General features: G+C 61.0%; 15 protein-coding genes and 3 rRNA genes. 5 read left to right on the top strand and 13 right to left on the bottom strand.

Annotated features, from left to right (window positions below):
- Positions 1-25: 25 nt before the first annotated feature.
- Positions 26-481 (bottom strand): copper resistance protein NlpE, encoded by a 456-nt coding sequence (locus RN347_RS02970; RefSeq protein ID WP_263585125.1) that lies wholly within the window; start codon positions 479-481, stop codon positions 26-28.
- Positions 482-696: 215 nt separating this feature from the next.
- On the opposite strand from RN347_RS02970, the gene hisC reads away from it, so the two are divergent.
- Entirely contained in the window at positions 697-1,758 is a 1,062-nt protein-coding gene (gene hisC, locus RN347_RS02965) for a histidinol-phosphate transaminase (protein WP_311960111.1), read from the top strand.
- A 465-nt stretch (positions 1,759-2,223) separates the two neighbouring features.
- Here the strand turns inward: hisC and rrf are convergent.
- The 9 genes from rrf to rluD all read right to left on the bottom strand — a co-directional run bounded on the left by rrf (position 2,224) and on the right by rluD (position 15,898).
- Positions 2,224-2,339, bottom strand: a 5S ribosomal RNA gene (gene rrf / locus RN347_RS02960).
- Positions 2,340-2,469: 130 nt separating this feature from the next.
- A 23S ribosomal RNA gene (locus RN347_RS02955) occupies positions 2,470-5,358 on the bottom strand.
- Positions 5,359-5,692: 334 nt separating this feature from the next.
- Positions 5,693-7,227 (bottom strand): 16S ribosomal RNA (locus RN347_RS02950).
- The 16S, 23S and 5S rRNA genes sit together here, the layout of an rRNA operon.
- Positions 7,228-7,710: 483 nt before the next feature.
- Positions 7,711-8,586 (bottom strand): CDP-diacylglycerol--serine O-phosphatidyltransferase, encoded by an 876-nt coding sequence (pssA, locus tag RN347_RS02945; protein WP_311960109.1) that lies wholly within the window; start codon positions 8,584-8,586, stop codon positions 7,711-7,713.
- 206 nt (positions 8,587-8,792) lie between these two features.
- Positions 8,793-9,284: an acetolactate synthase small subunit gene (ilvN, locus tag RN347_RS02940; protein WP_263585128.1), complete on the bottom strand. Its 492-nt coding sequence runs from the start codon at positions 9,282-9,284 to the stop codon at positions 8,793-8,795.
- Positions 9,284-11,008 (bottom strand): acetolactate synthase 3 large subunit, encoded by a 1,725-nt coding sequence (locus RN347_RS02935; RefSeq protein WP_311960105.1) that lies wholly within the window; start codon positions 11,006-11,008, stop codon positions 9,284-9,286. The genes ilvN and RN347_RS02935 overlap by 1 nt, the downstream gene beginning before the upstream one ends.
- 432 nt (positions 11,009-11,440) lie before the next feature.
- Positions 11,441-14,029, bottom strand: coding sequence for an ATP-dependent chaperone ClpB (gene clpB / locus RN347_RS02930; RefSeq protein WP_311960103.1), 2,589 nt, complete (start codon positions 14,027-14,029; stop codon positions 11,441-11,443).
- A 145-nt stretch (positions 14,030-14,174) separates the two neighbouring features.
- Positions 14,175-14,942, bottom strand: coding sequence for a peptidoglycan editing factor PgeF (gene pgeF, locus RN347_RS02925; protein WP_311960101.1), 768 nt, complete (start codon positions 14,940-14,942; stop codon positions 14,175-14,177).
- Positions 14,939-15,898, bottom strand: coding sequence for a 23S rRNA pseudouridine(1911/1915/1917) synthase RluD (rluD, locus tag RN347_RS02920; RefSeq protein ID WP_311960099.1), 960 nt, complete (start codon positions 15,896-15,898; stop codon positions 14,939-14,941). The genes pgeF and rluD overlap by 4 nt, the downstream gene beginning before the upstream one ends.
- A 162-nt stretch (positions 15,899-16,060) precedes the next feature.
- On the opposite strand from rluD, the gene RN347_RS02915 reads away from it, so the two are divergent.
- Positions 16,061-16,876, top strand: a complete 816-nt coding sequence (locus RN347_RS02915; RefSeq protein WP_311960096.1) for an outer membrane protein assembly factor BamD — start codon at positions 16,061-16,063, stop codon at positions 16,874-16,876.
- A 237-nt stretch (positions 16,877-17,113) separates the two neighbouring features.
- Entirely contained in the window at positions 17,114-18,799 is a 1,686-nt protein-coding gene (locus RN347_RS02910; RefSeq protein ID WP_311960094.1) for a methyl-accepting chemotaxis protein, read from the top strand.
- An 80-nt stretch (positions 18,800-18,879) separates the two neighbouring features.
- Here the strand turns inward: RN347_RS02910 and RN347_RS02905 are convergent, their stop codons facing one another.
- Positions 18,880-20,511 carry an NAD+ synthase gene (locus tag RN347_RS02905; protein ID WP_311960092.1) on the bottom strand — a complete coding sequence of 544 codons (1,632 nt, stop codon included), beginning with the start codon at positions 20,509-20,511 and terminating at the stop codon, positions 18,880-18,882.
- Positions 20,512-20,684: 173 nt separating this feature from the next.
- Between RN347_RS02905 and RN347_RS02900 the strand changes: the two genes are divergently transcribed.
- Positions 20,685-20,945 (top strand): PP0621 family protein, encoded by a 261-nt coding sequence (locus RN347_RS02900; RefSeq protein ID WP_263585136.1) that lies wholly within the window; start codon positions 20,685-20,687, stop codon positions 20,943-20,945.
- On the opposite strand, the gene thiO is transcribed toward RN347_RS02900, so the two are convergent.
- Positions 20,942-22,039: a glycine oxidase ThiO gene (gene thiO, locus RN347_RS02895; RefSeq protein ID WP_311960089.1), complete on the bottom strand. Its 1,098-nt coding sequence runs from the start codon at positions 22,037-22,039 to the stop codon at positions 20,942-20,944. The genes RN347_RS02900 and thiO overlap by 4 nt on opposite strands.
- A 110-nt stretch (positions 22,040-22,149) precedes the next feature.
- Here thiO and RN347_RS02890 point away from each other — a divergent pair, with 110 nt between their 5' ends.
- Positions 22,150-22,668, top strand: a complete 519-nt coding sequence (locus RN347_RS02890) for a GspH/FimT family pseudopilin (RefSeq protein WP_311960087.1) — start codon at positions 22,150-22,152, stop codon at positions 22,666-22,668.
- On the opposite strand, the gene trxB is transcribed toward RN347_RS02890, so the two are convergent.
- Positions 22,669-23,619 carry a thioredoxin-disulfide reductase gene (trxB, locus tag RN347_RS02885; RefSeq protein ID WP_311960085.1) on the bottom strand — a complete coding sequence of 317 codons (951 nt, stop codon included), beginning with the start codon at positions 23,617-23,619 and terminating at the stop codon, positions 22,669-22,671.
- Positions 23,620-23,663 lie beyond the last annotated feature (44 nt).

Genomic DNA, 23,663 nt, shown 5'->3' with positions numbered 1-23,663 from the left:
GCCGTGACGCTCATCGCTTGAGCGCTTACCGGCGCTGCAGCTGCAGCATTTCGCCGTTCTCGAAGCGACGACGTTCCGGGTCGATCAACTCGAGCGTTTGTTCGCTGATTTTCTGGAAGTAGTAGATCTGTCCATCGCCGTTGGGCGTCAGCTCATAAACGGTTGCGTTGGAATCCGACGGCGTGCCGGTCAGCACTTCCCAGTTACCGGAGTAGTTTTCGTCCGGCGGGGTCTGGGGATGGTTACGATAGCTTGCCGTCAGGTCGAACGTCCGCTCCTGCGGGGCGCTGGTCTCTTCACCTTCCAGCGTCACGTTGAGGTCGATGCCATCACAGTTGCGGCACGGCAGCGTTCCCTGATAGGTGGCCTGAGACGCGCTCATGGCGGGAGCGTCCTGGCCCTGCTGATCGGTCTGGCCCGATGCGCAGCCCGCCAGTAGTGCCAACATAGCCGAACCGGCTAGCAAACTCCGAAATTGCATTGGGTGTCTCCTTATCGTGTTGGACATACATTTCTTTCGTGCGCTTATGACAGCATAACCGCTACAAGGTGCGACGCCCACCCCTCGATGCGTTGCATTCATGTCAAATAATCGCCAGACAAAACAGCCGCCTGTAATAGTCATGGATGCGTCTTGCGCTTGATCGTGGCTCGGGCCACCATAATGCTCCTTGCAAGAGCCACCAGGTGTCCCTCATGAGCCAATTCTGGAGCCCCGCCGTCCGGTCGCTGACCCCGTACGTGCCCGGCGAACAGCCCGTCGAGCGTCTGATCAAGCTCAACACCAATGAAAACCCCTATCCGCCGGCCCCGGGCGTGGGTCAGGCGCTGCGCGATTACGCCACCGACCACTTGCGCCTCTACCCGGACCCGACCTCACGCGCGCTTCGACAGACGCTGGCCGATACGTTCGACGTCGACCTGGAGCAGACGTTTGTCGGCAACGGCTCCGATGAGGTGCTGGCCTTCGCGTTCCAGGCCTTTTTCTGCCACGGCGCGCCGCTCGATGCGCCGGCCATTACCTATAGCTTTTACCCGGTCTACGCCAAACTGTACGGGATCGAACTTCGCCAGCACCCGCTCAACGCCCAGTGGGAAGTCGACCTCGACGCCCTGACCGCGAGCGCCGAGCGCAGCGGCGTCATCCTGGCCAACCCCAACGCGCCTACCGGCCACGCCCACTCGCTCGAGAACATCGAGGCACTTCTACAGCGGGTACCGGATCGCGTGGTGCTGGTCGATGAGGCCTACGTCGACTTCGGCGCCGATAGCGCCGTTGCGCTCATCAAACGCTACCCGAACCTGCTGGTGACCGGTACGTTCTCCAAATCAAGAAGCCTTGCCGGCCTACGGCTGGGCTACGCGATCGGCTCGCCGGCGCTGATCGATGGGCTGCAGCGGGTCAAGGACTCCTTCAACTCCTTCCCGGTGGATAGCCTGGCCAGTGTGTTGGGTATCGAGGCGCTCAAGGATCAGGCGCACTTCGACGCCTGCCGCAACCATGTGATCGCCACTCGCGAACGCACCCGCGAACGCCTCGAGGCGCTCGGCTTTGAGGTACTGCCGTCAAAAGCCAACTTCGTGCTGACGCAGCACCCCGACTTTCAAGGCGCCCAGCTCTTCGCCGGCCTTCGTGAGCGCGGCATTCTGGTACGCCACTTCAACACGGATATTCTGGGCAACTTCCTGCGCATCACCATCGGCACCGATGATGAAATGGATAGCCTGATGGAAGCGTTGGAAAGCATTTGTCGTTAACTGGTGATAGCCATTTCAACCCGCTCTTGTAGGAGCAGGCTTTAGCCAGCGACGCGGCGCACCGCTTGGGTGGACGGCAGGCACGATGGCAAACCCAACCCCGGGCGGCTGTCGCCGCCATCGCCCGATGAATCGGGCTCCTACGGTAGATCGGGGCACGATTGTCCCGTAGGAGCAGGCTTTAGCCAGCGATGCGGCGCACCGCGCCGCTTGGGTGAATGGCAGGCACGATGGCAAACCCAACCCCGGGCCCTGGGCGGCTGTCGCCGCCATCGCCCGATGAATCGGGCTCCTACAGTAAATCGGGGCGCGATTGTCCGTAGGAGCAGGCTTTAGCCAGCGATGCGGCGCACCGCGCCGCCGGGGTGGTCACCGGCCACCCAGCCGGCCACCGGCTCTCCTGCTTTTTTCCGCGCACAAAAAAATCCCCAGCCTCAACGAGACGGGGGATTTTCGGGTGTAGGTGCCTGACGATAACCTACTCTCGCATGGGGAGACCCCACACTACCATCGGCGCGTTGCGGTTTCACTTCCGAGTTCGGCAAGGGATCGGGTGGTTCACGCAAGCCATGGTCGTCAGGCGTAACTGTCAATGTATATCGGCTGACGGTTTCGTGATCGTCCCGTTCGACATGAAGCCTTTCGCTTCATGCTCGTGCGTATCCGGTTCCTGCTTCGTTGTCACTGCGGGCCGAACCCCTTGGGTGTTATAGGGTCAAGCCTCACGGGCCATTAGTACACGTTAGCTCAACACCTTGCGGTGCGTCCACACCGTGCCTATCAACCAGCTGGTCTCGCTGGGCCCTTCAGGAGGCTCGAGGCCTCGGGGATGTCTCATCTTGAAGGGGGCTTCCCGCTTAGATGCTTTCAGCGGTTATCCCGTCCGCACATAGCTACCCGGCAATGCCACTGGCGTGACAACCGGAACACCAGAGGTGCGTCCACTCCGGTCCTCTCGTACTAGGAGCAGCCCTTCTCAAACATCCAACGCCCACGGCAGATAGGGACCGAACTGTCTCACGACGTTCTAAACCCAGCTCGCGTACCACTTTAAATGGCGAACAGCCATACCCTTGGGACCGACTTCAGCCCCAGGATGTGATGAGCCGACATCGAGGTGCCAAACACCGCCGTCGATGTGAACTCTTGGGCGGTATCAGCCTGTTATCCCCGGAGTACCTTTTATCCGTTGAGCGATGGCCCTTCCATACAGAACCACCGGATCACTAGAACCTGCTTTCGCACCTGCTCGACGTGTCTGTCTCGCAGTCAAGCACCCTTATGCTCTTGCACTCATTGCACGATGTCCGACCGTGCTGAGGGTACCTTCGTGCTCCTCCGTTACTCTTTGGGAGGAGACCGCCCCAGTCAAACTACCCACCACACACTGTCCTCGACCCGGATGACGGGTCGGAGTGAGAACACCAATGATGCCAGGCCGGTATTTCAAGGGTGGCTCCCTCCGAACTGGCGTCCGGAGTTCCAAGCCTCCCGGCTATCCTACACAGGCAACATCAGTATCCAGTGTGAAGCTATAGTAAAGGTTCACGGGGTCTTTCCGTCTAGCCGCGGGTACACCGCATCTTCACGGCGATTTCAATTTCACTGAGTCTCGGGTGGAGACAGCGTGGCCATCATTACGCCATTCGTGCAGGTCGGAACTTACCCGACAAGGAATTTCGCTACCTTAGGACCGTTATAGTTACGGCCGCCGTTTACCGGGGCTTCGATCAGGAGCTTCGGACGAATCCTAACACCATCACTTAACCTTCCGGCACCGGGCAGGCGTCACACCCTATACGTCCGCTTGCGCGTTGGCAGAGTGCTGTGTTTTTACTAAACAGTTGCAGCCACCTGGTATCTTCGGCCGGTTCGGGCTCGGGGAGCAAGTCCCTCTACCCTACGCCGGCGTGCCTTCTCCCGAAGTTACGGCACCATTTTGCCTAGTTCCTTCACCCGAGTTCTCTCAAGCGCCTTGGGATTCTCACCCTGACCACCTGTGTCGGTTTGGGGTACGGTCGCACATGATCTGAAGCTTAGAGGCTTTTCCTGGAAGCGTGGCATCAGTGACTTCCTGACCGTGGTCAGTTCGTCTCGCATCTCGGCCTTGAACGCCCGGATTTGCCTGAGCATTCAGCCTACCTGCTTTCACCGGGACAACCAGCGCCCGGCTCACCTAGCCTTCTCCGTCCCCCCATCGCAATCATGTCCGGTACGGGAATATTGACCCGTTTCCCATCGACTACGCCTTTCGGCCTCGCCTTAGGGGCCGACTCACTCTGCTCTGATTAGCATCGAACAGAAACCCTTGGTCTTCCGGCGGGGGAGTTTTTCACTCCCCTTATCGTTACTCATGTCAGCATTCGCACTCGTGATACCTCCAGCAGACCTCTCGATCCACCTTCATCGGCGTACACGACGCTCCTCTACCGCTCATCCAGAGGATGAACCCGTAGCTTCGGTACCTGGTTTAGCCCCGTTACATCTTCCGCGCAGGCCGACTCGACCAGTGAGCTATTACGCTTTCTTTAAAGGATGGCTGCTTCTAAGCCAACCTCCTGGCTGTCTGAGCCTTCCCACATCGTTTCCCACTTAACCAGGATTTGGGGACCTTAGCTGACGGTCCGGGTTGTTTCCCTTTTCACGACGGACGTTAGCACCCGCCGTGTGTCTCCCACGCTGCACTCACCGGTATTCGGAGTTTGCCTCGGGTTGGTAAGTCGGGATGACCCCCTAGCCGAAACAGTGCTCTACCCCCGGTGGTGATACGTGAGGCGCTACCTAAATAGCTTTCGAGGAGAACCAGCTATCTCCGGGCTTGATTAGCCTTTCACTCCGATCCACAAGTCATCCAAATCTTTTTCAACAGATCCTGGTTCGGGCCTCCAGTTGATGTTACTCAACCTTCACCCTGCTCATGGATAGATCGCCCGGTTTCGGGTCTATATCCAGCGACTGGTCGCCCAGTTAAGACTCGATTTCTCTACGCCTCCCCTATTCGGTTAAGCTCGCCACTGAATATAAGTCGCTGACCCATTATACAAAAGGTACGCAGTCACAGAACAAGTCTGCTCCCACTGCTTGTACGCACACGGTTTCAGGATCTATTTCACTCCCCTCGCCGGGGTTCTTTTCGCCTTTCCCTCACGGTACTGGTTCACTATCGGTCAGCCAGGAGTATTTAGCCTTGGAGGATGGTCCCCCCGTCTTCAATCAGGGTTTCTCGTGCCCCGACCTACTCGATTTCACTGTGCTCGGATTTCGGCTACGGGACTATCACCCGCTATGGTCAGACTTCCCAGACTGTTCGCCTATCGATTGCACAACTTAAGGGCTGGTCCCCGTTCGCTCGCCGCTACTGGGGGAATCTCGGTTGATTTCTTTTCCTCGGGGTACTTAGATGTTTCAGTTCCCCCGGTTCGCCTCGTATCCCTATGTATTCAGGATACGATACCGACCTTGTGGTCGGTGGGTTTCCCCATTCAGAAATGTTCGGGTCACAGGTCGTTTGCCACCTCACCGAACCTTATCGCAGGCTTCCACGTCTTTCATCGCCTCTGGCTGCCTAGGCATCCACCGTGTGCGCTTCATTGCTTGACCCTATAACCCGAAGGAGTCCGGGCCCGCAATGACAACGATTGCCGGATACGCTTGAGACGTATCACAAAACAATTGCGTATCGAGATCACGTCACGATTACAGGAGCCGAAGCTCATGTCACCGTATCGTCATTCGATACTGTCAGCATGATATACATTGTTAAAGAGCGACTGCCATAAGCAGTGACAAGCGTTCTTCACGTTGGAAAAAAGACCCAAAATACCCAAGGGATTTTTCTTTCAGTGTGTGAAAACACAGCGCTTGTCACTGCTCATCAACAGCATTCGATCAGGCAATTCATTGTGGACGTTTACCGCGAGGATGACGCATCGTTTAAGGAGGTGATCCAGCCGCAGGTTCCCCTACGGCTACCTTGTTACGACTTCACCCCAGTCATGAACCACACCGTGGTGATCGCTTTCCCGAGGGTTAAGCTAACCACTTCTGGTGCAGTCCACTCCCATGGTGTGACGGGCGGTGTGTACAAGGCCCGGGAACGTATTCACCGTGGCATTCTGATCCACGATTACTAGCGATTCCGACTTCACGGAGTCGAGTTGCAGACTCCGATCCGGACTGAGACCGGCTTTTCGGGATTCGCTTGCTCTCGCGAGTTCGCTGCCCTTTGTACCGGCCATTGTAGCACGTGTGTAGCCCTGCTCGTAAGGGCCATGATGACTTGACGTCGTCCCCACCTTCCTCCGGTTTGTCACCGGCAGTCTCCCTAGAGTTCCCGCCATTACGCGCTGGCAAATAGGGACAAGGGTTGCGCTCGTTACGGGACTTAACCCAACATTTCACAACACGAGCTGACGACAGCCATGCAGCACCTGTCTCTGCGTTCCCGAAGGCACCCCGGAATCTCTTCCGGGTTCGCAGGATGTCAAGAGCAGGTAAGGTTCTTCGCGTTGCATCGAATTAAACCACATGCTCCACCGCTTGTGCGGGCCCCCGTCAATTCATTTGAGTTTTAACCTTGCGGCCGTACTCCCCAGGCGGTCGACTTATCGCGTTAACTTCGCCACAAGGTGCACAAGGCACCCAACGGCTGGTCGACATCGTTTACGGCGTGGACTACCAGGGTATCTAATCCTGTTTGCTACCCACGCTTTCGCACCTCAGTGTCAGTGTCAGTCCAGAAGGCCGCCTTCGCCACTGGTATTCCTCCCGATCTCTACGCATTTCACCGCTACACCGGGAATTCCACCTTCCTCTCCTGCACTCTAGCCTGACAGTTCCGGATGCCGTTCCCAGGTTGAGCCCGGGGCTTTCACAACCGGCTTGTCAAGCCACCTACGCGCGCTTTACGCCCAGTAATTCCGATTAACGCTTGCACCCTCCGTATTACCGCGGCTGCTGGCACGGAGTTAGCCGGTGCTTCTTCTGTGGGTGATGTCCTTCCTGACGGGTATTAACCGGCAGGCTTTCTTCCCCACTGAAAGTGCTTTACAACCCGAGGGCCTTCTTCACACACGCGGCATGGCTGGATCAGGCTTGCGCCCATTGTCCAATATTCCCCACTGCTGCCTCCCGTAGGAGTTCGGGCCGTGTCTCAGTCCCGATGTGGCTGATCATCCTCTCAGACCAGCTACGGATCGTCGCCCTGGTGAGCCGTTACCTCACCAGCTAGCTAATCCGACATGGGCTCGTCCGATAGCGGGAGCCGAAGCCCCCTTTCTCCCGTAGGACGTATGCGGTATTAGCCTGGGTTTCCCCAGGTTATCCCCCACTATCGGGTGGATTCCCATGCATTACTCACCCGTCCGCCGCTCGCCACCAGGAAGCAAGCTTCCCGTGCTGCCGCTCGACTTGCATGTGTTAAGCCTGCCGCCAGCGTTCAATCTGAGCCATGATCAAACTCTTCAGTTTAAAATCAGTGTGATTCTTGCCTGCCCCACATACGAAGACATGACGCAGAGGCGAATCAATCCTGGCTCAAGGTTCAAACGAATTTACCGTGATACCTCGAAGGGTATCGCTGTGTTCGTCTGCCTTGATATAAGGTGACTTGTCACCCTCATCGGCAAACGCCCACATGAATTGCCTGATCAAATTGTTAAAGAGCTTTCGACGAACCGTTCGATGACCTGAACCGCTTGCCCGTCGAGGAAGGCGTATTCTACGCATTCCGGTGAATTTGTCAACCGCTGATTTCAGCGAGTGAAGCGAGCCGTTCAAACCAATCGAACATTGCTCTAACTTCCTGACAAACCGAAGGTTTTCACCTTCATCCACCGCTGGAAACGTTGTCCGTCCCCGGCAGCGGATGCGTACTTTACGGATTTGATGCGGCGAGCGCAAGCGCTTTTTTCAAAAAGATGCGTGCCGTCATCAGGGTGTCATACAGCCGTGTCAGGCACGCCCTTTTTTACGGCCGTTTTTAGCCTTGCGCATAACCGCATGTACCGGGCCGGAAAGCACATAGGCACCGAACAGCAGTAGCAGCATCGCGGACGGTTCTACCGAGATCATCACGAAACCGAGTACCACCGCCAGCAGTACGACAAATGGCACCGGCTTTTTGAAGTCGAGCTCCTTGAAGCTGTAGTAGCGGATATTGCTGACCATCAAAATGCCCGCCGCGCCGACCAGTACCAGCATCAGAAGTTTGAAGCCAAAGGCGTCGGCGTCGAAGCTGTGAAAGGTCCAGACACTGGCCGCCACAACTGCCGCCGCAGAAGGGCTCGGCAGGCCGATGAACCACTTCTTGTCGGTGCTACCGATCTGTACGTTGAAGCGCGCCAGTCTTAACGCGGCGCAGGCCACGTAGAGAAAGGCAACGACCCAGCCGGTCTTACCGATATCCTGCAAAATCCAGCTAAAGGCTACCAGCGCGGGCGCCATGCCAAACGAGATCATGTCGGCGAGGCTATCGTACTCTGCGCCGAAAGCACTTTGAGTGTTGGTCATGCGCGCCACGCGCCCGTCCAGCCCATCGAGCACCATGGCGATGAAAATGGCGATAGCCGCCGAGCTGAAGTCGCCGTTAATGCCGGCCACCACGGCAAAGAAGCCGGAAAAGAGCGCCGAGGTGGTAAAGAGGTTGGGCAGCAGGTAAATCCCCTTGCGGCGAATTTTTTTGCCGTCCTCGACGGACTCTTCGACCACCTCGGTTTCACGTAGAAATGCCGTAGCGAGGTCTTCGTTGCTCACCGAGTCGCTGTCGCGGTCGGGCTTGTAAGGCGGCGGCGTATGTCCTGGCTCTTGATCGTGAGCATCCTGAGTCATGTGCGTCATCCCTAATCTGAAATCGTTTGTAGTCCGGTTTTCATTCTACACGCTACCCGGCCGGCGGCTACCGCGATTGCGGCTATCGCAACAGCCTGGCTCAAACGTCGGTAGAGTGCGATAACTACCACACCGCCATGCCTGCAAAGCGCTGACAAAAAAGCCGCCCTTGGGGGCGGCTTTTAAACGCAGGCGAAGAGCGAGCGCTAGAGCGACAGCACCTTGTCGCCCCGAGCGATACCGGACACCCCGGTGCGCGCCACTTCGAGAATGCCCACCGGCGCCATGGCCTGCAGGAACGCGTCGAGTTTGGCGGCGTCGCCGGTGATCTGCACGGTGTAGAGGCTCGGCGTCACATCCACCACCTGGGCGCGGAAGATGTCGACCGTGCGTTTGACCTCGTCGCGGGCAGCGCCCAGCGCTTTCACTTTCACCAGCATCAGCTCGCGCTCGATGTGGTTACCCTCGGTCAAATCGACCAGCTTGACCACGTCGATCAGCTTGTTGAGGTGCTTGGTGATCTGCTCGATCACGCGATCATCGCCCACCGTGGTGACCGTCAGCCGTGAGAGCGACGGGTCTTCGGTGGGTGCAACGTTGAGCGTTTCGATGTTGAAGTTACGCTGAGAAAACAAGCCCACCACACGTGATAGCGCACCCGGTTCGTTTTCCAGAAGAATCGAGATGATATGACGCATCAGGTACGCTCCGTTTTGGACAGCAGCATGTCACGCATCGCGCCAAGCGGCACTTGCATCGGATAGACGTGCTCGAAGGGGTCGACCTTGATATCGAGGAACACCAGTTCGTGCTTGTCCTCGAAGGCGCGGGCCAGTGCCGTCTCCAGCTCCTCTTTCGTGGTCACGGTAATCGCGGTAAAACCGTAGGCCTCGATCAGAAGATGGAAATCCGGCAAGGACTCCATATAGGAGTGGGCGTGGCGCGACTTGTAGTTCAAGTCCTGCCACTGGCGCACCATGCCGAGCGACTGGTTGTTCAGGTTGACGATCTTCACCCCTACCCCGTACTGCTTACAGGTAGAGAGTTCCTGCATCATCATCTGAAAGCTGCCTTCACCGGTGATACACACCACGTCATCATCCGGATAGCTCTTCTTGATGCCCATGGCCGCCGGGAAGCCAAAGCCCATGGTACCCAATCCCCCGGAGGTGATCAGCCGGTTGGGCTTGTCGAACTTGTAGTACTGAGCGGCGAACATCTGGTGCTGGCCGACATCGGTGGTGACGAACGCCTCGCCCCGGGTCACGCGGCAAACTGCCTCGACCACTTCCTGAGGCTTGAGCGCCTCGCCGGCGTTGGACGGCTCATAGAGCTTGCCTTCGCGATCCAGGCGCCAGCCGTCGATCTTCTCCCACCACTCGTTAAGCGCGTCGGTGTTTTCCACCGTGCGCCCTTGAACGAGACTAATCATCTCGTTGATGACGCCGGCGGCAGGGCCGACGATCGGCACGTCGGCGCGCACGGTCTTGGAGATCGAGCTCGGGTCGACGTCGACGTGAACGATTTTCGCCGTGGGGCAGAATTTCGAGGTGTTGTTGGTCACCCGGTCGTCGAAGCGCGCACCGATGGCAATGATCAAATCCGCGTGGTGCATCGCCATGTTGGACTCATAAGAGCCGTGCATGCCGAGCCAACCCAGGCACTGCTTGTCGCTTTGCGGGTAGGCGCCGATGCCCATGAGCGTGGTGGTAATCGGAAAGCCGAGTTTCTTGACCAGATCCGTCAAACCTTCGCTGGCACGGCCGGTGACCACGCCGCCGCCGGTATAGAACACCGGGCGTTTGGCCTTGAGCATCAGCTCGACGGCCTTTTTGATCTGCCCGGTGTGGCCGCGGCTGACCGGGTTATAAGAGCGCAGCTTGACCTTTTTCGGGTAAGCGTACTCGTAGCGCTCGGTCGGCGCGGTCATATCCTTCGGGATATCGACCACCACCGGGCCCGGGCGGCCGGTCGAGGCGAGATAGAACGCCTTTTTCAGCACGTCCGGAATTTCGGAGGGGTGACGAATCGAGAAGCTGTGCTTCACGATCGGGCGGGTCACGCCGACGATATCGGTTTCCTGGAAAGCGTCTTCGCCGATCAAATGGCTCATGACCTGGCCGCACAGCACGACCATGGGAATGGAGTCCATATAGGCGGTGGCGATGCCGGTCACGGCGTTGGTCGCGCCGGGCCCGGAGGTCACCAGCACCACGCCGGGCTTACCGGAGGCGCGGGCGTAGCCGTCGGCGGCGTGGGTCGCCGCCTGCTCGTGGCGCACCAGAATATGTTTGACATCGTCCTGACGGAAGAGCGCATCATAGATATGTAGCGCCGCCCCACCGGGGTACCCATAAATGTATTCGACGCCCTCGTCTTTCAAGAAGCGGGCGATCATGTCTGCGCCGGAAAGCAGTTCCACAGTAATTCTCCCCTAAAGGTCTCGAGTGCGATCCGCAGATGGCTGCGGGGTCGAGTGCGGCGGTATGCCGCTGCCGGCGATGCCGACACCTGATGCCAAACCCTGGCATACGGCCCGGTTAGGGCCAGCACTCTCATCGGAGGCCGTGTTGAAACGGCGTCCTTTCACGGCGGTTCACCGCGTCGGGGCGTTGGCCAGGCCAAGCGGTTGACTTGAGCCCGGAAGTCCTTCGGCGGGTAAAGGCGAAAGCCTACCCTTCACGCGGGGATAGGGGGTTACCCGTGGGGTCCGCGTCCGCAAATCAGGAACCCACAAGATTCCAATAGCGCCTCTTGCCTGTCAACCTTTCATCGCCCCAAACCGGGGCGGGTGCACCAAAACAAAAACCCCGCCGGGCTGGCCGGCGGGGTCGGTCGATCACATCACGTGCTATCAGGCGAAGACCAGCTTGCCCTCCTCGGCGCTGACGTGGATGGTCGCGCCCGGTGCGTACTTGCCGGCGAGCAGGTCCTGGGCCAGCGGGTTCTCGATCCGGCTCTGGATCGCCCGCTTGAGCGGCCGCGCCCCGAACACCGGGTCGAAACCGACGACCGCGAGCTGCGCCATGGCCTCGTCGCTGACCTGGAGACTCAAACCGTGCTCGGCAAGGCGCGCCTTCAAGCGCTCGAGCTGGATAGACGCAATCGCCTGAATCTGCGTCTGCCCCAGGGCGTGGAAGACCACTACTTCGTCGATGCGGTTGATGAGCTCTGGGCGGAAGTGGTTGCCGACCACGTCCATCACCGCGTCCTTCATCGCTTCATAGCCGGCGTCGTCACTGTTCTCGCCGCCCATGCGCTGGATGATGTCCGAACCCATGTTCGAGGTCATCACGATCACGGTGTTACGAAAATCTACCGTGCGGCCCTGGCCGTCGGTCAGCCGCCCGTCTTCGAGCACCTGCAGCAGAATGTTGAACACATCCGGGTGTGCCTTTTCCACCTCGTCGAGCAGCAGCACCGAGTAGGGCTTGCGGCGCACCGCTTCGGTCAGATAGCCGCCCTCCTCATAACCGACGTAGCCGGGAGGCGCGCCGATCAGCCGCGCCACGGAGTGCTTCTCCATGAACTCGGACATGTCGATACGCACCATCGCCTCCTCGGTATCGAAGAGGAAGTTGGCCAGCGACTTGCAAAGCTCGGTCTTGCCCACCCCGGTCGGGCCGAGAAACAGAAACGAACCGTTGGGCCGGTTCGGGTCGGCAAGGCCGGCCCGCGAGCGGCGCACCGCGTTGGCCACCGCCTCGACCGCTTCCTCCTGGCCGATCACGCGCTCGTGCAGCGCCTCTTCCATGCGCAGGAGCTTGTCGCGCTCACCTTCGAGCATTTTCGACACCGGAATGCCGGTCCAGCGCGAAACGACCTCGGCGATCTCCTCTTCGGTCACGTTGGAGCGCAACAGCTGGTGATGGGCGGTATCGGTTTCGCCTTCACCGCTTTCCGCGATCTTCTTCTCGAGTTCGGGAATCTTGCCGTACTGGATTTCGGACATGCGACCAAGATCGCCCTGGCGACGCGCCTGCTCGAGATCCAGGCGCGCCTGCTCGAGCTCGGCCTTGAACTGGGCGGCGCCCTGAATGCTGGCTTTTTCGGCCTTCCAGATCTCGTCGAGATCGGCGTACTCGCGTTCCAGATCATGGATGTGATCGTTCAGCGCCTCAAGGCGTTTTTTGGTGGCTTCGTCGGTCTCTTTCTTGAGCGCCTCGCGCTCCATCTTGAGCTGGATCAGGCGCCGGTCGAGGCGATCCATCGATTCGGGCTTGGAATCGAGCTCCATGCGGATGCGCGAGGCGGCTTCGTCGATCAGATCGATCGCCTTGTCCGGCAGTTGGCGGTCGGTGATGTAGCGGGTAGAGAGCTTCGCCGCGGCGATGATCGCGGAATCCGTGATCGCCACGCCGTGGTGCACCTCGTAGCGCTCCTTCAAACCGCGCAAAATGGCGACGGTGTCCTCTTCCGAGGGCTCGTCGACCAGCACCTTCTGGAAGCGGCGCTCGAGCGCGGCGTCCTTTTCGATGTACTTGCGGTACTCATCGAGGGTGGTCGCGCCCACGCAGTGCAGCTCGCCGCGGGCAAGCGCCGGTTTGAGCATGTTACCGGCGTCCATCGCGCCGTCGGCCTTGCCGGCGCCGACCATGGTGTGCAGCTCGTCGATGAACAGGATCACTCGGCCCTCTTCCTGGGCAAGCTCCTTGAGGACCGATTTCAGGCGCTCTTCGAATTCGCCGCGAAACTTGGCGCCAGCCAGCAAGGATCCCATGTCCAGCGACAGCACGCGCTTGTCCTTCAGCCCTTCCGGCACCTCGCCATCGACAATACGACTGGCCAGCCCCTCGACGATGGCGGTCTTGCCCACGCCGGGCTCGCCGATCAATACCGGGTTGTTCTTGGTGCGCCGCTGGAGCACCTGAATCGTGCGGCGAATCTCGTCGTCGCGGCCGATCACCGGGTCGAGCTTGCCTTCAAGCGCCCGCTGGGTGAGGTCGAGGGTGTACTTGTTGAGCGCCTCACGCTGATCCTCGGCGTTGGCATCACTCACACTCGCGCCGCCGCGAAGGCTCTCGATCGCGCTTTCGAGATTCTTGCGCTCGATGCCGGCCTCTTTCATCGCCTTCGCCACCGCGCCGCCGGCCTCAAGTGCCGCGAGCAACACGAGTTCGCTGGCGATGAACTGGTCGCCGCGCTTTTGCGCTTCGCGGTCGGTGAGGTTGAAAAGTTTCACCAGATCGCGCGAGGGCTGCACATTGCCATCGAACTGGCTGACTTTGGGCAGATCCTCGAGCAGGCGCTTGAGCGCGTCGCGCAGGCGCGAACTCGCCCCACCGGTCTTGTCGATGAGCGCCTTGATCCCGGTGTCGCGGGTATCGAGCAGGGAAAGCAGAAGGTGAACGGGCTCGAGCTGATTATGGCCCTGGCCGACAGCCAGAGACTGCGCCTCGGCAACGGCGGACTGGAGCTTCGCGGTGAATTTATCGAATCGCATGGCATTCTCCCGGGGTGGCCGCGCGTTTGGACGCGCGGCGTGGCCCTGAACGGTTTCAATTTGCCAGAAGGTTTGGCTTGACAAATTAAATGGTGCCGATTCAGGGCGCTTTCAAGAGCTCATGCAGGGTTAAATTCGGATTCACTCACGCCGGTTCGTTGGCGAGCCAGATGACGCTGGCCATGCGCCCGGTGCGCCCCGAGTCACGGCGGTAGGAGTAAAAGCGCGATTCGCAGGCGGTACAGAAGTGGCCGCCGCTGATGTGGTGAACGCCCAGAGTCGCCAGGCGAAAGCGCGCCAGCCGGTAGAGGTCGGCCATGTAGTGGTTGAGCCGGTAGGGGCTGTGCTCGAAGGCGTCCGCGCTCTCCGGATGGGCACCGACGAAGGCGCCATACACCTCCGGGCCGACCTCGAACTGGGCGTTGGAGATCGCCGGCCCCAGCCACACCAGAATATCGTTGGCGTCGCAGTTCATCGCCGCGACCGTCGCCTCCAGCACGCCGCTGGCAAGCCCGCGCCAGCCGGCGTGGGCCACCGCTACCTGGCTGCCCTGGCGGTTGCAGAAGAACACCGGCAGGCAGTCGGCGGTGAGCACCACGCAGGCGTACTCGCTGGTCGTGGCGATCGAGGCGTCCGCTTTAGGCGGGCTCGCTTGAAAGCTCTGCTGCACGCGGGCGCTGTGAATCTGATCGAGCCACAACAGCGGGCGGTCGTCGCCGACCTCTTTTTGCAGCAGGCGCCGGCAAAGCGCCACGTGATCCGGATGATCGCCAACGTGGCTGGCCGGATTGAAGGCGGCGAAGTCGTTCTGGCTAGGGCCGGTTTCGCGGGTCGTGACGAAGCCACGAACGTTGTCCGGCGCCGGCCAATCCGGCACTACCTTACTCGGGTGCAGGTCGATGGCATCGCTCATCGTTTGGTCTCGCTGTCGTCGCGCAGGTAATCCAGCAGCATCAAGAGCTCGTCGGGCAGCGACGCTCTAAACGTCATGGGCTCTTCGCTGACCGGATGAATAAAGCTCAGCTTGCGCGCGTGCAGCGCCTGGCGGGGAAACTCGCGCAGAATCTCCTTCAACTGCTCGCCGGCGCCCGGCGGAAGGCGCGCCCGCCCGCCATAGAGCGGGTCGCCGATCAGCGGGTAGCGGGCGTGGGCCATGTGTACGCGAATCTGGTGGGTGCGCCCGGTTTCGAGCTGACAGCGCACGTGGGTATGGGCGCGAAAGCGCTCGACCACGCGGTAGTGCGTGACGGCGGGTTTGCCCGAGGCGGTCACGGCCTGGCGCTTGCGATCCTTCGGGTGGCGGCCGATTGGTGCATCGATCGTGGCCCCGGATACGGGCTTGCCGATCACTATAGCATCGTACTGGCGCGAAACGCTTCGCGCCTGCAGCTGTTCGACCAGCCGGGTCTGGGCGGTCAGAGTCTTGGCCACCATCATCAGGCCGGTCGTGTCTTTATCAAGGCGGTGAACGATCCCCGCCCGGGGGATCTCGGCCAGCGACGGGCAGTGAAACAGCAGCGCGTTCAAGAGCGTGCCGTCCGGGTTGCCCGCCGCCGGGTGCACCACCATGCCCGCGGGCTTGTTGAGCACGATGACCGCCTCGTCTTCGAACACGATATCGAGGGGAATCTCCTGGGCGGCGAAGCGCGTATCCTCCTCGAGGGTAGCGCAAAGGCGCAGGGTCTCGAGGCCGTGGAGCTTTGCCTTGGGTTTGGCGGTCTCGCCGTCCACGGTCAGCTCGCCGCCATTGATCCACGCTTTCAAGCGCTCGCGGGAGTATTCGCTGAACAACTCCGCCGCCGCCTGGTCCAGGCGAGCGCCGGCAAGCGTGGCGGGCACCTGGTGTGTGGCTTCGATGATGTGCGACATGCAGAACCTCTTAGGACGCAGACCCGAGCGGCAAAACGCGGTGATGCCTGCGTTTTGCGCCAAGGTGTTTTATAGTGGGCCAATTGCGACCTATTCTACCATTTCTACTTATGGCCATCTTCGCTTTTCGGTGATTGAGGCTTGTTTGCAACGAGGATGATGATGCGCGTTTTCTCCACTGCCCACCGCTTTGGCGCCGTAGCCTTGAGCCTTGCTCTACTAGCCGGCTGTGCCAGCAACAGCAACAACGACGACGCCGCCGAGCAGGATGAGGGCGAGTTCTCCAACGTTCAGGAGCGCGAGCTCTACGAGCTCGCTCGCACCGCGCTTGAAGATAACCGCTACCCCATCGCCATCGACCGCCTGGAAGCGCTGGATACCCGCTACCCCTTCGGCGCCCATGCCGAGCAGGCCCAGCTCGAGCTGATCTACGCCTACTACGAAAACGGCAACTGGGAAGAGGCGCGCGCCGCGGCCAGCCGCTTCATCCGCCTGCAGCCGGATCATCCTCAGGTCGACTACGCCTACTACCTGCGCGGGCTCTCTGCCTGGCAGGCCGGGCGTTTCAGCCTCGAGCGGCTGCGCCTGATCGACATCTCCAAGCGGGACCTCGGCGCTTCGCGGGATGCCTACAACGATTTCCGCGAGTTGATCCAGCGCTTCCCGCAAAGCGAGTACGCCCCGGATGCCCAGCAGCGTATCGTCTATCTGCGTGAGCTTTTGGCTCAGCACGAGCTGCACGTGGCGGACTACTACCTGCGCCGCGGCGCGTATCTTGCCGCCGTCGAGCGCGGACGCTGGGTAATCGAAAACTTCCCCGAAGCCAACGCCACCCGCGACGCCCTGGCCACCATGATCGAAGGCTACCAGGGCCTGGGCATGAACGACCGCGCCGAGGAAGTGCTCGCGGTGCTGCGTGAAAACGACCCCAATCACGAGCAGCTTCGCGGCGGACGTTTCGTGCCCAAGCACGGCTAATCCCTGCGCTGATAGCACACGATAAAGCCCCTGAACGGCCAAGCGCCGGTCAGGGGCTTTTTTTGTGGGCGAACGTTGAGCCTCTTGCCGTTACCCAGAAATTTCTGGCGGCCCTCTTGGCTAGCACTTTTTAACTACCCCTAATAAAAAAAGATCAAAAAAGCTTATGCAATATTTGTACATCGATCTAGTATTGCATCAGCCAATAACAGCCATCGCTACAAGGGAATTGTACGCATGCCCGCTCGAAGCCAGCTAAAAATCAGCACCCGCCTCACCATCGCTTTCTCGATTCTGCTCTTTTTTCTTGCCGCGCTCACCGCCATCGGGATCTATCAAGTGGGCCAGATCAATCGTGACCTGGCCGAGATCAACGACGTCAATGCCGTCAAGCAGCGCCATGCCATTGACTGGCGCGGCAGCGTTCACGACCGAGCCATTGCCCTTCGCGATCTCGTCATTACCGCCACGGACAACCAGTACCGCGACCTGAGTAGCGAAATGCGGCGGCTTCAGGACAACTACCTGAACGCCTCTCAGGAAATGGCAAAGATCACCCGCGACTACCCAGGGCCGGCAGAGGAAGCGCGTATTATCGAAAGCGTTCAGGCGCAGCAGGCATTAACGCTCGAGCTGACCGACGCGGTGGTCGGCGCACGGCGGGCAGGCGACTTCGCCCAGGCGCAAACGCTTTTGATCGAACGGGCGGGGCCGGCGTACGCCGAGTGGCTGTCGCGCATCAATCAGTTCATCGACCTGCAGGAGCGGCTCAACAACGTCACCACCGACCACGCCCGCCACGCCGCCGCGAGCTTTCAAAACCTCATGCTCGGCTTGACCCTGCTGGCGCTGATCATCGGCGGGCTCATGGCATTCTGGCTGTCGCGCCAGCTGCTGAGCGAACTGGGTGCCGAGCCCTTCGAGGTCCAGGCGTTTTCCAACGCGATCGGTAACGGCAATCTGGCCGTGGCAAGCGAGCGCCACACGAAACGCGAACGCGGCATCATGGCCTCGCAAGTGGCCATGGCCGGGCAGCTCGAGGAGATCGTATTGAAAGTGCGCGGCTGTGCCGAGGCGGTGGCCAGCAACAGCGAGCAGATCGCCGAAGGCAATACCAACCTCGCCTCGCGCACCGAGCAGCAGTCAAGCGCTCTGGCCCAAACCGCGGCTGCCATGGAGCAGCTCAACAGCACCGTGACCCAGAACGCCGACAACGCCGAACGGGCAAGCCAGGAAGCGACGCAGGCAACCGCCACCGCCGCCCAGGGCGGCAAGGCGGTTCGCGAAATGACCGCGACCATGAACGAACTGGACCAAAGCTCCCAGGAGATTTCCGGCATCATCGCGACCATCGATGCGATCGCCTTTCAGACCAACATTCTGGCGCTGAACGCCTCGGTAGAAGCGGCACGCGCCGGCGAACACGGCCGCGGCTTTGCGGTGGTGGCCAGCGAAGTGCGCAATCTCGCCCAGCGAAGCGCCAGCGCAGCCAAAGAGATCAACGCGCTGATTTCGAAAAACCTCGAGCGCGTCAAACACGGCAACGAGCGCGCAAGCCTTGCGCGCCAGTCCACCGAAGAGATCATCAGCGCCATCGAGCGGGTCAACGTCATCATGAACGAGATCAGCAGCGCCAGCGCCGAGCAGAGCGCCGGGGTGCGCGAGATCAACCAGGCCGTTTCCGAAATGGATCAAATGACCCAGGACAACGCCCACCTGGTCAGCGAAAGCGCCAGTGCCTCCTCGACGCTGCGCCACAATGCGCGGGAGCTCATCAACGCCATGCAGACGTTCAAACTCCCTGCCTCGACCCAGGCCTCCACCGCGCCGGCCTCAACCGCCAAGGCCTTGCCAGCGACTCGCAACACGGCTTCCAAACCGCTCGTTCAGCGCCCTGCGGAGCCCGCCTGGGAGAGTTTCTAACCCTCACCGCTTCTGGATACAAACAAGCCAGGCAGTGCCTGGCTTGTTTCATGATCGAGGGCCGCTTACCACGCGACTAGTCAGTCACCAGGCTGCCAGCCGTTGACGATCGGGTAGCGGCGGTCGCGGCCAAAGCCTCGGGCGGTGACGCGCACGCCGACCGGCGCCTGGCGGCGCTTGTACTCGCAGCGGTCCACCAGCTTGACCACCTGATAGACGTCGGCCTCGGTAAAGCCCTCATTGATGATCGCCTCGGCGCTCATGTCGCCTTCGATGTAGCGCAACAGAATCGCGTCGAGCACGTCGTAGTCCGGAAGCGAATCGCTATCCTGCTGATCCGGGGCGAGCTCGGCACTCGGGGGGCGTTCGATGACCCGCTCGGGGACCGCCGGCGACTGCGTGTTGCGCCAGCGCGCAAGCTTGTATACCCAGGTCTTGTAAACATCCTTGATGGCGTTGTAGCCGCCGACCATGTCGCCGTAGAGCGTGGCGTAGCCCACCGCCATCTCGCTCTTGTTGCCGGTGGTGAGCACCATGAGCCCTTTCTTGTTGGAGATCGCCATGAGCAGCACGCCGCGACAGCGCGACTGCAGGTTCTCCTCGGTCGTGTCACGCTCGGCACCGGCGAAGCTCTCGGCAAGCGTCCGGGTGAACGCCTCGACCATCGGCGCGATCGGCATGACGTCATAGTCGACGCCGAGCATCTCGGCCTGCTGCGCGGCATCCTCTTTCGAGATGTCCGCAGTGTAGTGATACGGCATCATCACCGCCTGCACCCGCTGCGGGCCGAGCGCGTCCACGGCGATCGCCAGTGACAGCGCCGAGTCGATACCGCCGGAAAGCCCCAGCACTACGCCCTGGAAACCACTCTTGTTGACGTAGTCGCGAAGCCCGGTGACCAGCGCGCAGTAGAGGCTCTCCTCTGGTGACACCGCCTCTTCGATCTCACCGGCTTCCGGTGCCCACGCGCCGTCAGACTCGACAAAGCGCACCGGCATCAGTCCGGCCTGCCAGTAAGGGGCGAGCACCTTGAGCGCCCCGTCGGCGTCGATCACGCTCGAGCCGCCGTCGAACACCAGCTCGTCCTGCCCGCCAATGGTATTGACGTAGACGATCGGCCGGCTGACCGCGCGGGCGCGCTGCTCGAACAGCGCCAGCCGCTCGCTGGGCTTCTCCTGATGAAAGGGCGAGGCGTTGAGCGTCACCAGCACGTCGGCGCCGGCCTCTTTGGCCGCCTCGATCGGCGCGCTCTCCCACAGATCCTCGCAGATCAAAAGCCCAAGCCGGGCGCCCTTGTGCTCGAATACCAGCGGCTCGCGCCCGGCGGTGAAGTAGCGCTGCTCGTCGAACACCTGGTAGTTGGGAAGCGCCTGCTTGGCGTACTCCGCCTGCCACTGCCCGTTATAGAGCACCCCGGCCAGGTTGAACCGCTTACCGTCTCTCACGCCCGGGTAGCCGATGATCACCAGCACGTCGCGGGCGACTTTCTCGGCCATGGTCGCCCGGGCCTTTTCAAGGCGCGACTCCATCGAGGCTCTCAACAACAGATCCTCCGGCGGGTAGCCGGTCAGAAACAGCTCGGGAAAGACCACCACGTCCGCCCGGTGCTCGATACGCGCCTCGCGCACCGCTTCGATTGCCTTGGCGGCGTTACCGGCAATATCCCCGACCAGTGGGTCGAGTTGGGCCATGACCAGCGTTAACTCTTGCATGGGGGGTAAAATCTCTTGAGAATCCTTGAAACATACCGTTTGGACGCGAAGCGCCAAGGCTCAGCGCTCACTCGCCTCCAAACCGTACCGGGTCGCCCGCATTGTCCCGCAAGCGCTCGCCGCTGGCAAAGGGCGCCCCCGGTTACCCCCTTCCCGCTGGGAGCGATAAAAGGATGAACCTGTTGATCATTCGGCTACTTATTTTTGCGCTGGTGTTTTATGTGGGCCTGAAGCTCTACGGCCGGTACCGCCAGCACAAATTGGCAAAGAACGAAACGCCCAAGCGCGTCGAAGGCGGCGCCATGGTGCGCTGTCGCTGGTGCGAGGTGCACGTGCCGGAAAACGAAGCGCTGCGCTTCGATGAGAAGTGGTTCTGCTCAAGCGCCCATCGAGAGCGCTACATAGAGGAGCAGAAGAAAGACGACCCCGCCTAAAGCGCCAGCCGCTCCTCGGTCGGCGCAAAGGGCGTCGGGTCGATCAGCGGCGCGCGATCAAGCAGCGTATCGGCCAGCAGGTGCGTCGAGGCCGGCGCCAGCACCAGCCCGTTGCGATGATGCCCGGCGTTGATATAAAGCGAGGCGACTCCCGGAACCGCGCCGATAAAGGGAAGCCCGTTGGGTGAGCCCGGCCGTAGCCCCGCCCAGTGGTGCGCTACCGGATAGTGGGCGAGCGCCGGCACGATCTCCTCGGCGCTTCGAACGAGCGACGCCCGGGCGGCTTCATCAGTGCTCTTGTCGAAGCCGGCCTCCTCGAGCGTCGAGCCCACCAGCAGCAGGCCATCATTTCGGGGAATGATGTAGCGCCCATCCTTGAGCACGACGCGCTCGACGAGCCCTCTCGGCGCCCGATAGGCGATCATCTGCCCCTTGACCGGGCGCACCGGAAGCTCGATGCCAAGCGGCGCCAGAAGCGCCGCCGTCCAGGCCCCGGCGCAGAGCACCACGCGCTGCGCCCGTCGATGCCCTTCTCGAGTTTCGATCCCCGTCACCCGGCCGTGCTCGACGACCAGCCCGCCTACCTGCTGATGCTCATAAAGCGTCACGCCTTTCATGGCCTCAAGCCGGGCGCGCAGCGCCTGACCCAGGCGTGGGTTGCGCACGCTGCCAAGCGTCGGCATCCAGAGCGCGCGCTCAGTTGCGGCGGCCTGGGGCTCCTTGTCGGCCACGAAGGCGCGGCTGACGCGCTCCAGGGGCTTACCGAACTCGCGCGACCAATTGAGTGCCGCCTCATCGTCCTCGACGCTCAGGTACAAAAGCCCTTTCTGACGATACTCCGGGTCGATCCCGGTCTCTTCCAGCAGGCGCAGCGCAAGCGTGGGGTAGGCGCCTTCCGACCAACGCGAAAGCGTCGAGATCGCCGGCCCGTGGCGCCAGGGGTAAAGCGGCGAGACGATACCGCCGCCCGCCCAGGACGCCTCCTGGCCGCACACGCCACGCTCGACGATCGAGACCGTCTGGCCGGCGTCCGCCAATTGAAGCGCGGTCATCATGCCGATGACCCCGCCGCCCACAATCAAGAAATCGCTCACGATACCCGTTCCTTATTTCCTACACGCGTCTGCGCTCGCGCCTACCTTCTTTGATTCGAAGGCTCATTAATCTAGCCTCAGGACACTCGGCGCCTCGGGAGGGCCGACTCATGCCTCGTTTGCTTAAGCGCTCACCCGCGGCAGGCGGCTTTACCCTGCTGGAGCTGGTCGTCGCGCTGCTCATCGCCGTCATTTTGGCCCACGGGGCGTCCTCTCATCTTCAAGCCCTTGGCCACGCCGTGGCGCTCAAAAGCGAGATCAATCGTTTTCAGCGCGCGTTTTCCCTGGCGCGTAATACGGCGATCACAAAGCGAAGAACCGTCACACTTTGCCCCATCACCCACGCGCGCCAGTGCAGCAATGACTGGAGCCAGCCGCTGGCGGTCATCGAAACCGCGCTCGATGGGGGGCATGCGTCGCGGCGCGTGGTACGCATCTTTCCCACGCATCCTGACAGTGACATCACCTACAACCGGGGCTGGCGGCAGGTACGCTACACGCCGCTGGGCCACACCAGCGGCTTCAACGGAACGTTTTATCTATGTAACGGCGCCGACACCGGCCGAGTGCTCGTACTGAGCCAGCTCGGCCGGCTCCGAGTCAACGAGCAGCGCCCGGACTGCTTTTGATCAGGCGATGCCGTCCAGATAGCGCTCGGCGTCGAGGGCCGCCATGCAGCCGCTGCCCGCCGAGGTGATCGCCTGGCGGTAGATATGGTCCATCACGTCGCCGCAGGCGAATACGCCGGGCACGCTGGTCGCGGTGGCATTGCCTTCGAGCCCGGAATTGACGGTGATGTAGCCGCCCTTCATCGCAAGCTGTCCCTCGAAAATGCCGGTATTGGGGCTATGGCCGATGGCGATGAACAGCCCCGGCGCGTGAAGCTCCTTGGTCGTGCCGTCGAGCGTGGACTTCAAGCGCACGCCGGTCACGCCGCTACCGTCGCCCAGCACCTCGTCGACCTGCTGGAACCACTCGAGCGCAATGGTGCCCGCCTCGACTTTCTCGAGCAGCTTGTCCTGCAGGATCTTCTCGGCGCGCAGCGTATCGCGACGGTGTACCAGCGTCACTTTGGAGGCGATGTTGGAGAGATAGAGCACCTCTTCTACCGCGGTGTTACCACCGCCCACGACCACGACTTCCTGATTGCGATAGAAAAAACCGTCGCAGGTCGCACAGGCGGAAACGCCCTGGCCCATGAACTGCTGCTCGGTGGGCAGCCCCAGGTAGCGGGCGCTGGCGCCGGTGGCGATGATCAACGCGTCGCAGGTGTAGGTACCGCTATCGCCTTTAAGCGTATAAGGCTTTTCGCTCAGGCTGACTTCACTGATATGGTCGAACAGCACCTCGGTGTTGAAGCGCTCGGCGTGGGCCTGCATTTTTTCCATCAGCGCCGGGCCCTGAATGCCCTCGGCTTCCCCGGGCCAGTTGTCCACGTCGGTGGTCGTGGTCAGCTGTCCGCCGGCCTGTAGCCCGGTGATGAGCACCGGTTTCAGGTTGGCGCGAGCGGCGTAAACCGCCGCAGTGTACCCGGCAGGCCCGGAGCCGAGAATGATCAAACGTTCATGACGCGTTTCCATGACACCACCTATAAATCTCGATAAAACCGATCACCCTACCAACC

The organism is Halomonas sp. PAMB 3264, from assembly GCF_031954245.1.
Lineage (GTDB): Bacteria > Pseudomonadota > Gammaproteobacteria > Pseudomonadales > Halomonadaceae > Vreelandella.
Note: the sequence above shows the minus strand (reverse complement) of the source record. Positions and strands in the feature narration are given on the sequence as shown.

Coding starts and splice junctions, on each gene's coding strand:
- RN347_RS02970 (WP_263585125.1), bottom strand. CDS start 481: ATGCAATTTCGGAGTTTGCTAGCCGGTTCGGCTATGTTGGCACTACTG.
- hisC (WP_311960111.1), top strand. CDS start 697: ATGAGCCAATTCTGGAGCCCCGCCGTCCGGTCGCTGACCCCGTACGTG.
- pssA (WP_311960109.1), bottom strand. CDS start 8,586: ATGACTCAGGATGCTCACGATCAAGAGCCAGGACATACGCCGCCGCCT.
- ilvN (WP_263585128.1), bottom strand. CDS start 9,284: ATGCGTCATATCATCTCGATTCTTCTGGAAAACGAACCGGGTGCGCTA.
- clpB (WP_311960103.1), bottom strand. CDS start 14,029: ATGCGATTCGATAAATTCACCGCGAAGCTCCAGTCCGCCGTTGCCGAG.
- pgeF (WP_311960101.1), bottom strand. CDS start 14,942: ATGAGCGATGCCATCGACCTGCACCCGAGTAAGGTAGTGCCGGATTGG.
- rluD (WP_311960099.1), bottom strand. CDS start 15,898: ATGTCGCACATCATCGAAGCCACACACCAGGTGCCCGCCACGCTTGCC.
- RN347_RS02915 (WP_311960096.1), top strand. CDS start 16,061: ATGCGCGTTTTCTCCACTGCCCACCGCTTTGGCGCCGTAGCCTTGAGC.
- RN347_RS02910 (WP_311960094.1), top strand. CDS start 17,114: ATGCCCGCTCGAAGCCAGCTAAAAATCAGCACCCGCCTCACCATCGCT.
- RN347_RS02905 (WP_311960092.1), bottom strand. CDS start 20,511: ATGCAAGAGTTAACGCTGGTCATGGCCCAACTCGACCCACTGGTCGGG.
- RN347_RS02900 (WP_263585136.1), top strand. CDS start 20,685: ATGAACCTGTTGATCATTCGGCTACTTATTTTTGCGCTGGTGTTTTAT.
- RN347_RS02890 (WP_311960087.1), top strand. CDS start 22,150: ATGCCTCGTTTGCTTAAGCGCTCACCCGCGGCAGGCGGCTTTACCCTG.
- trxB (WP_311960085.1), bottom strand. CDS start 23,619: ATGGAAACGCGTCATGAACGTTTGATCATTCTCGGCTCCGGGCCTGCC.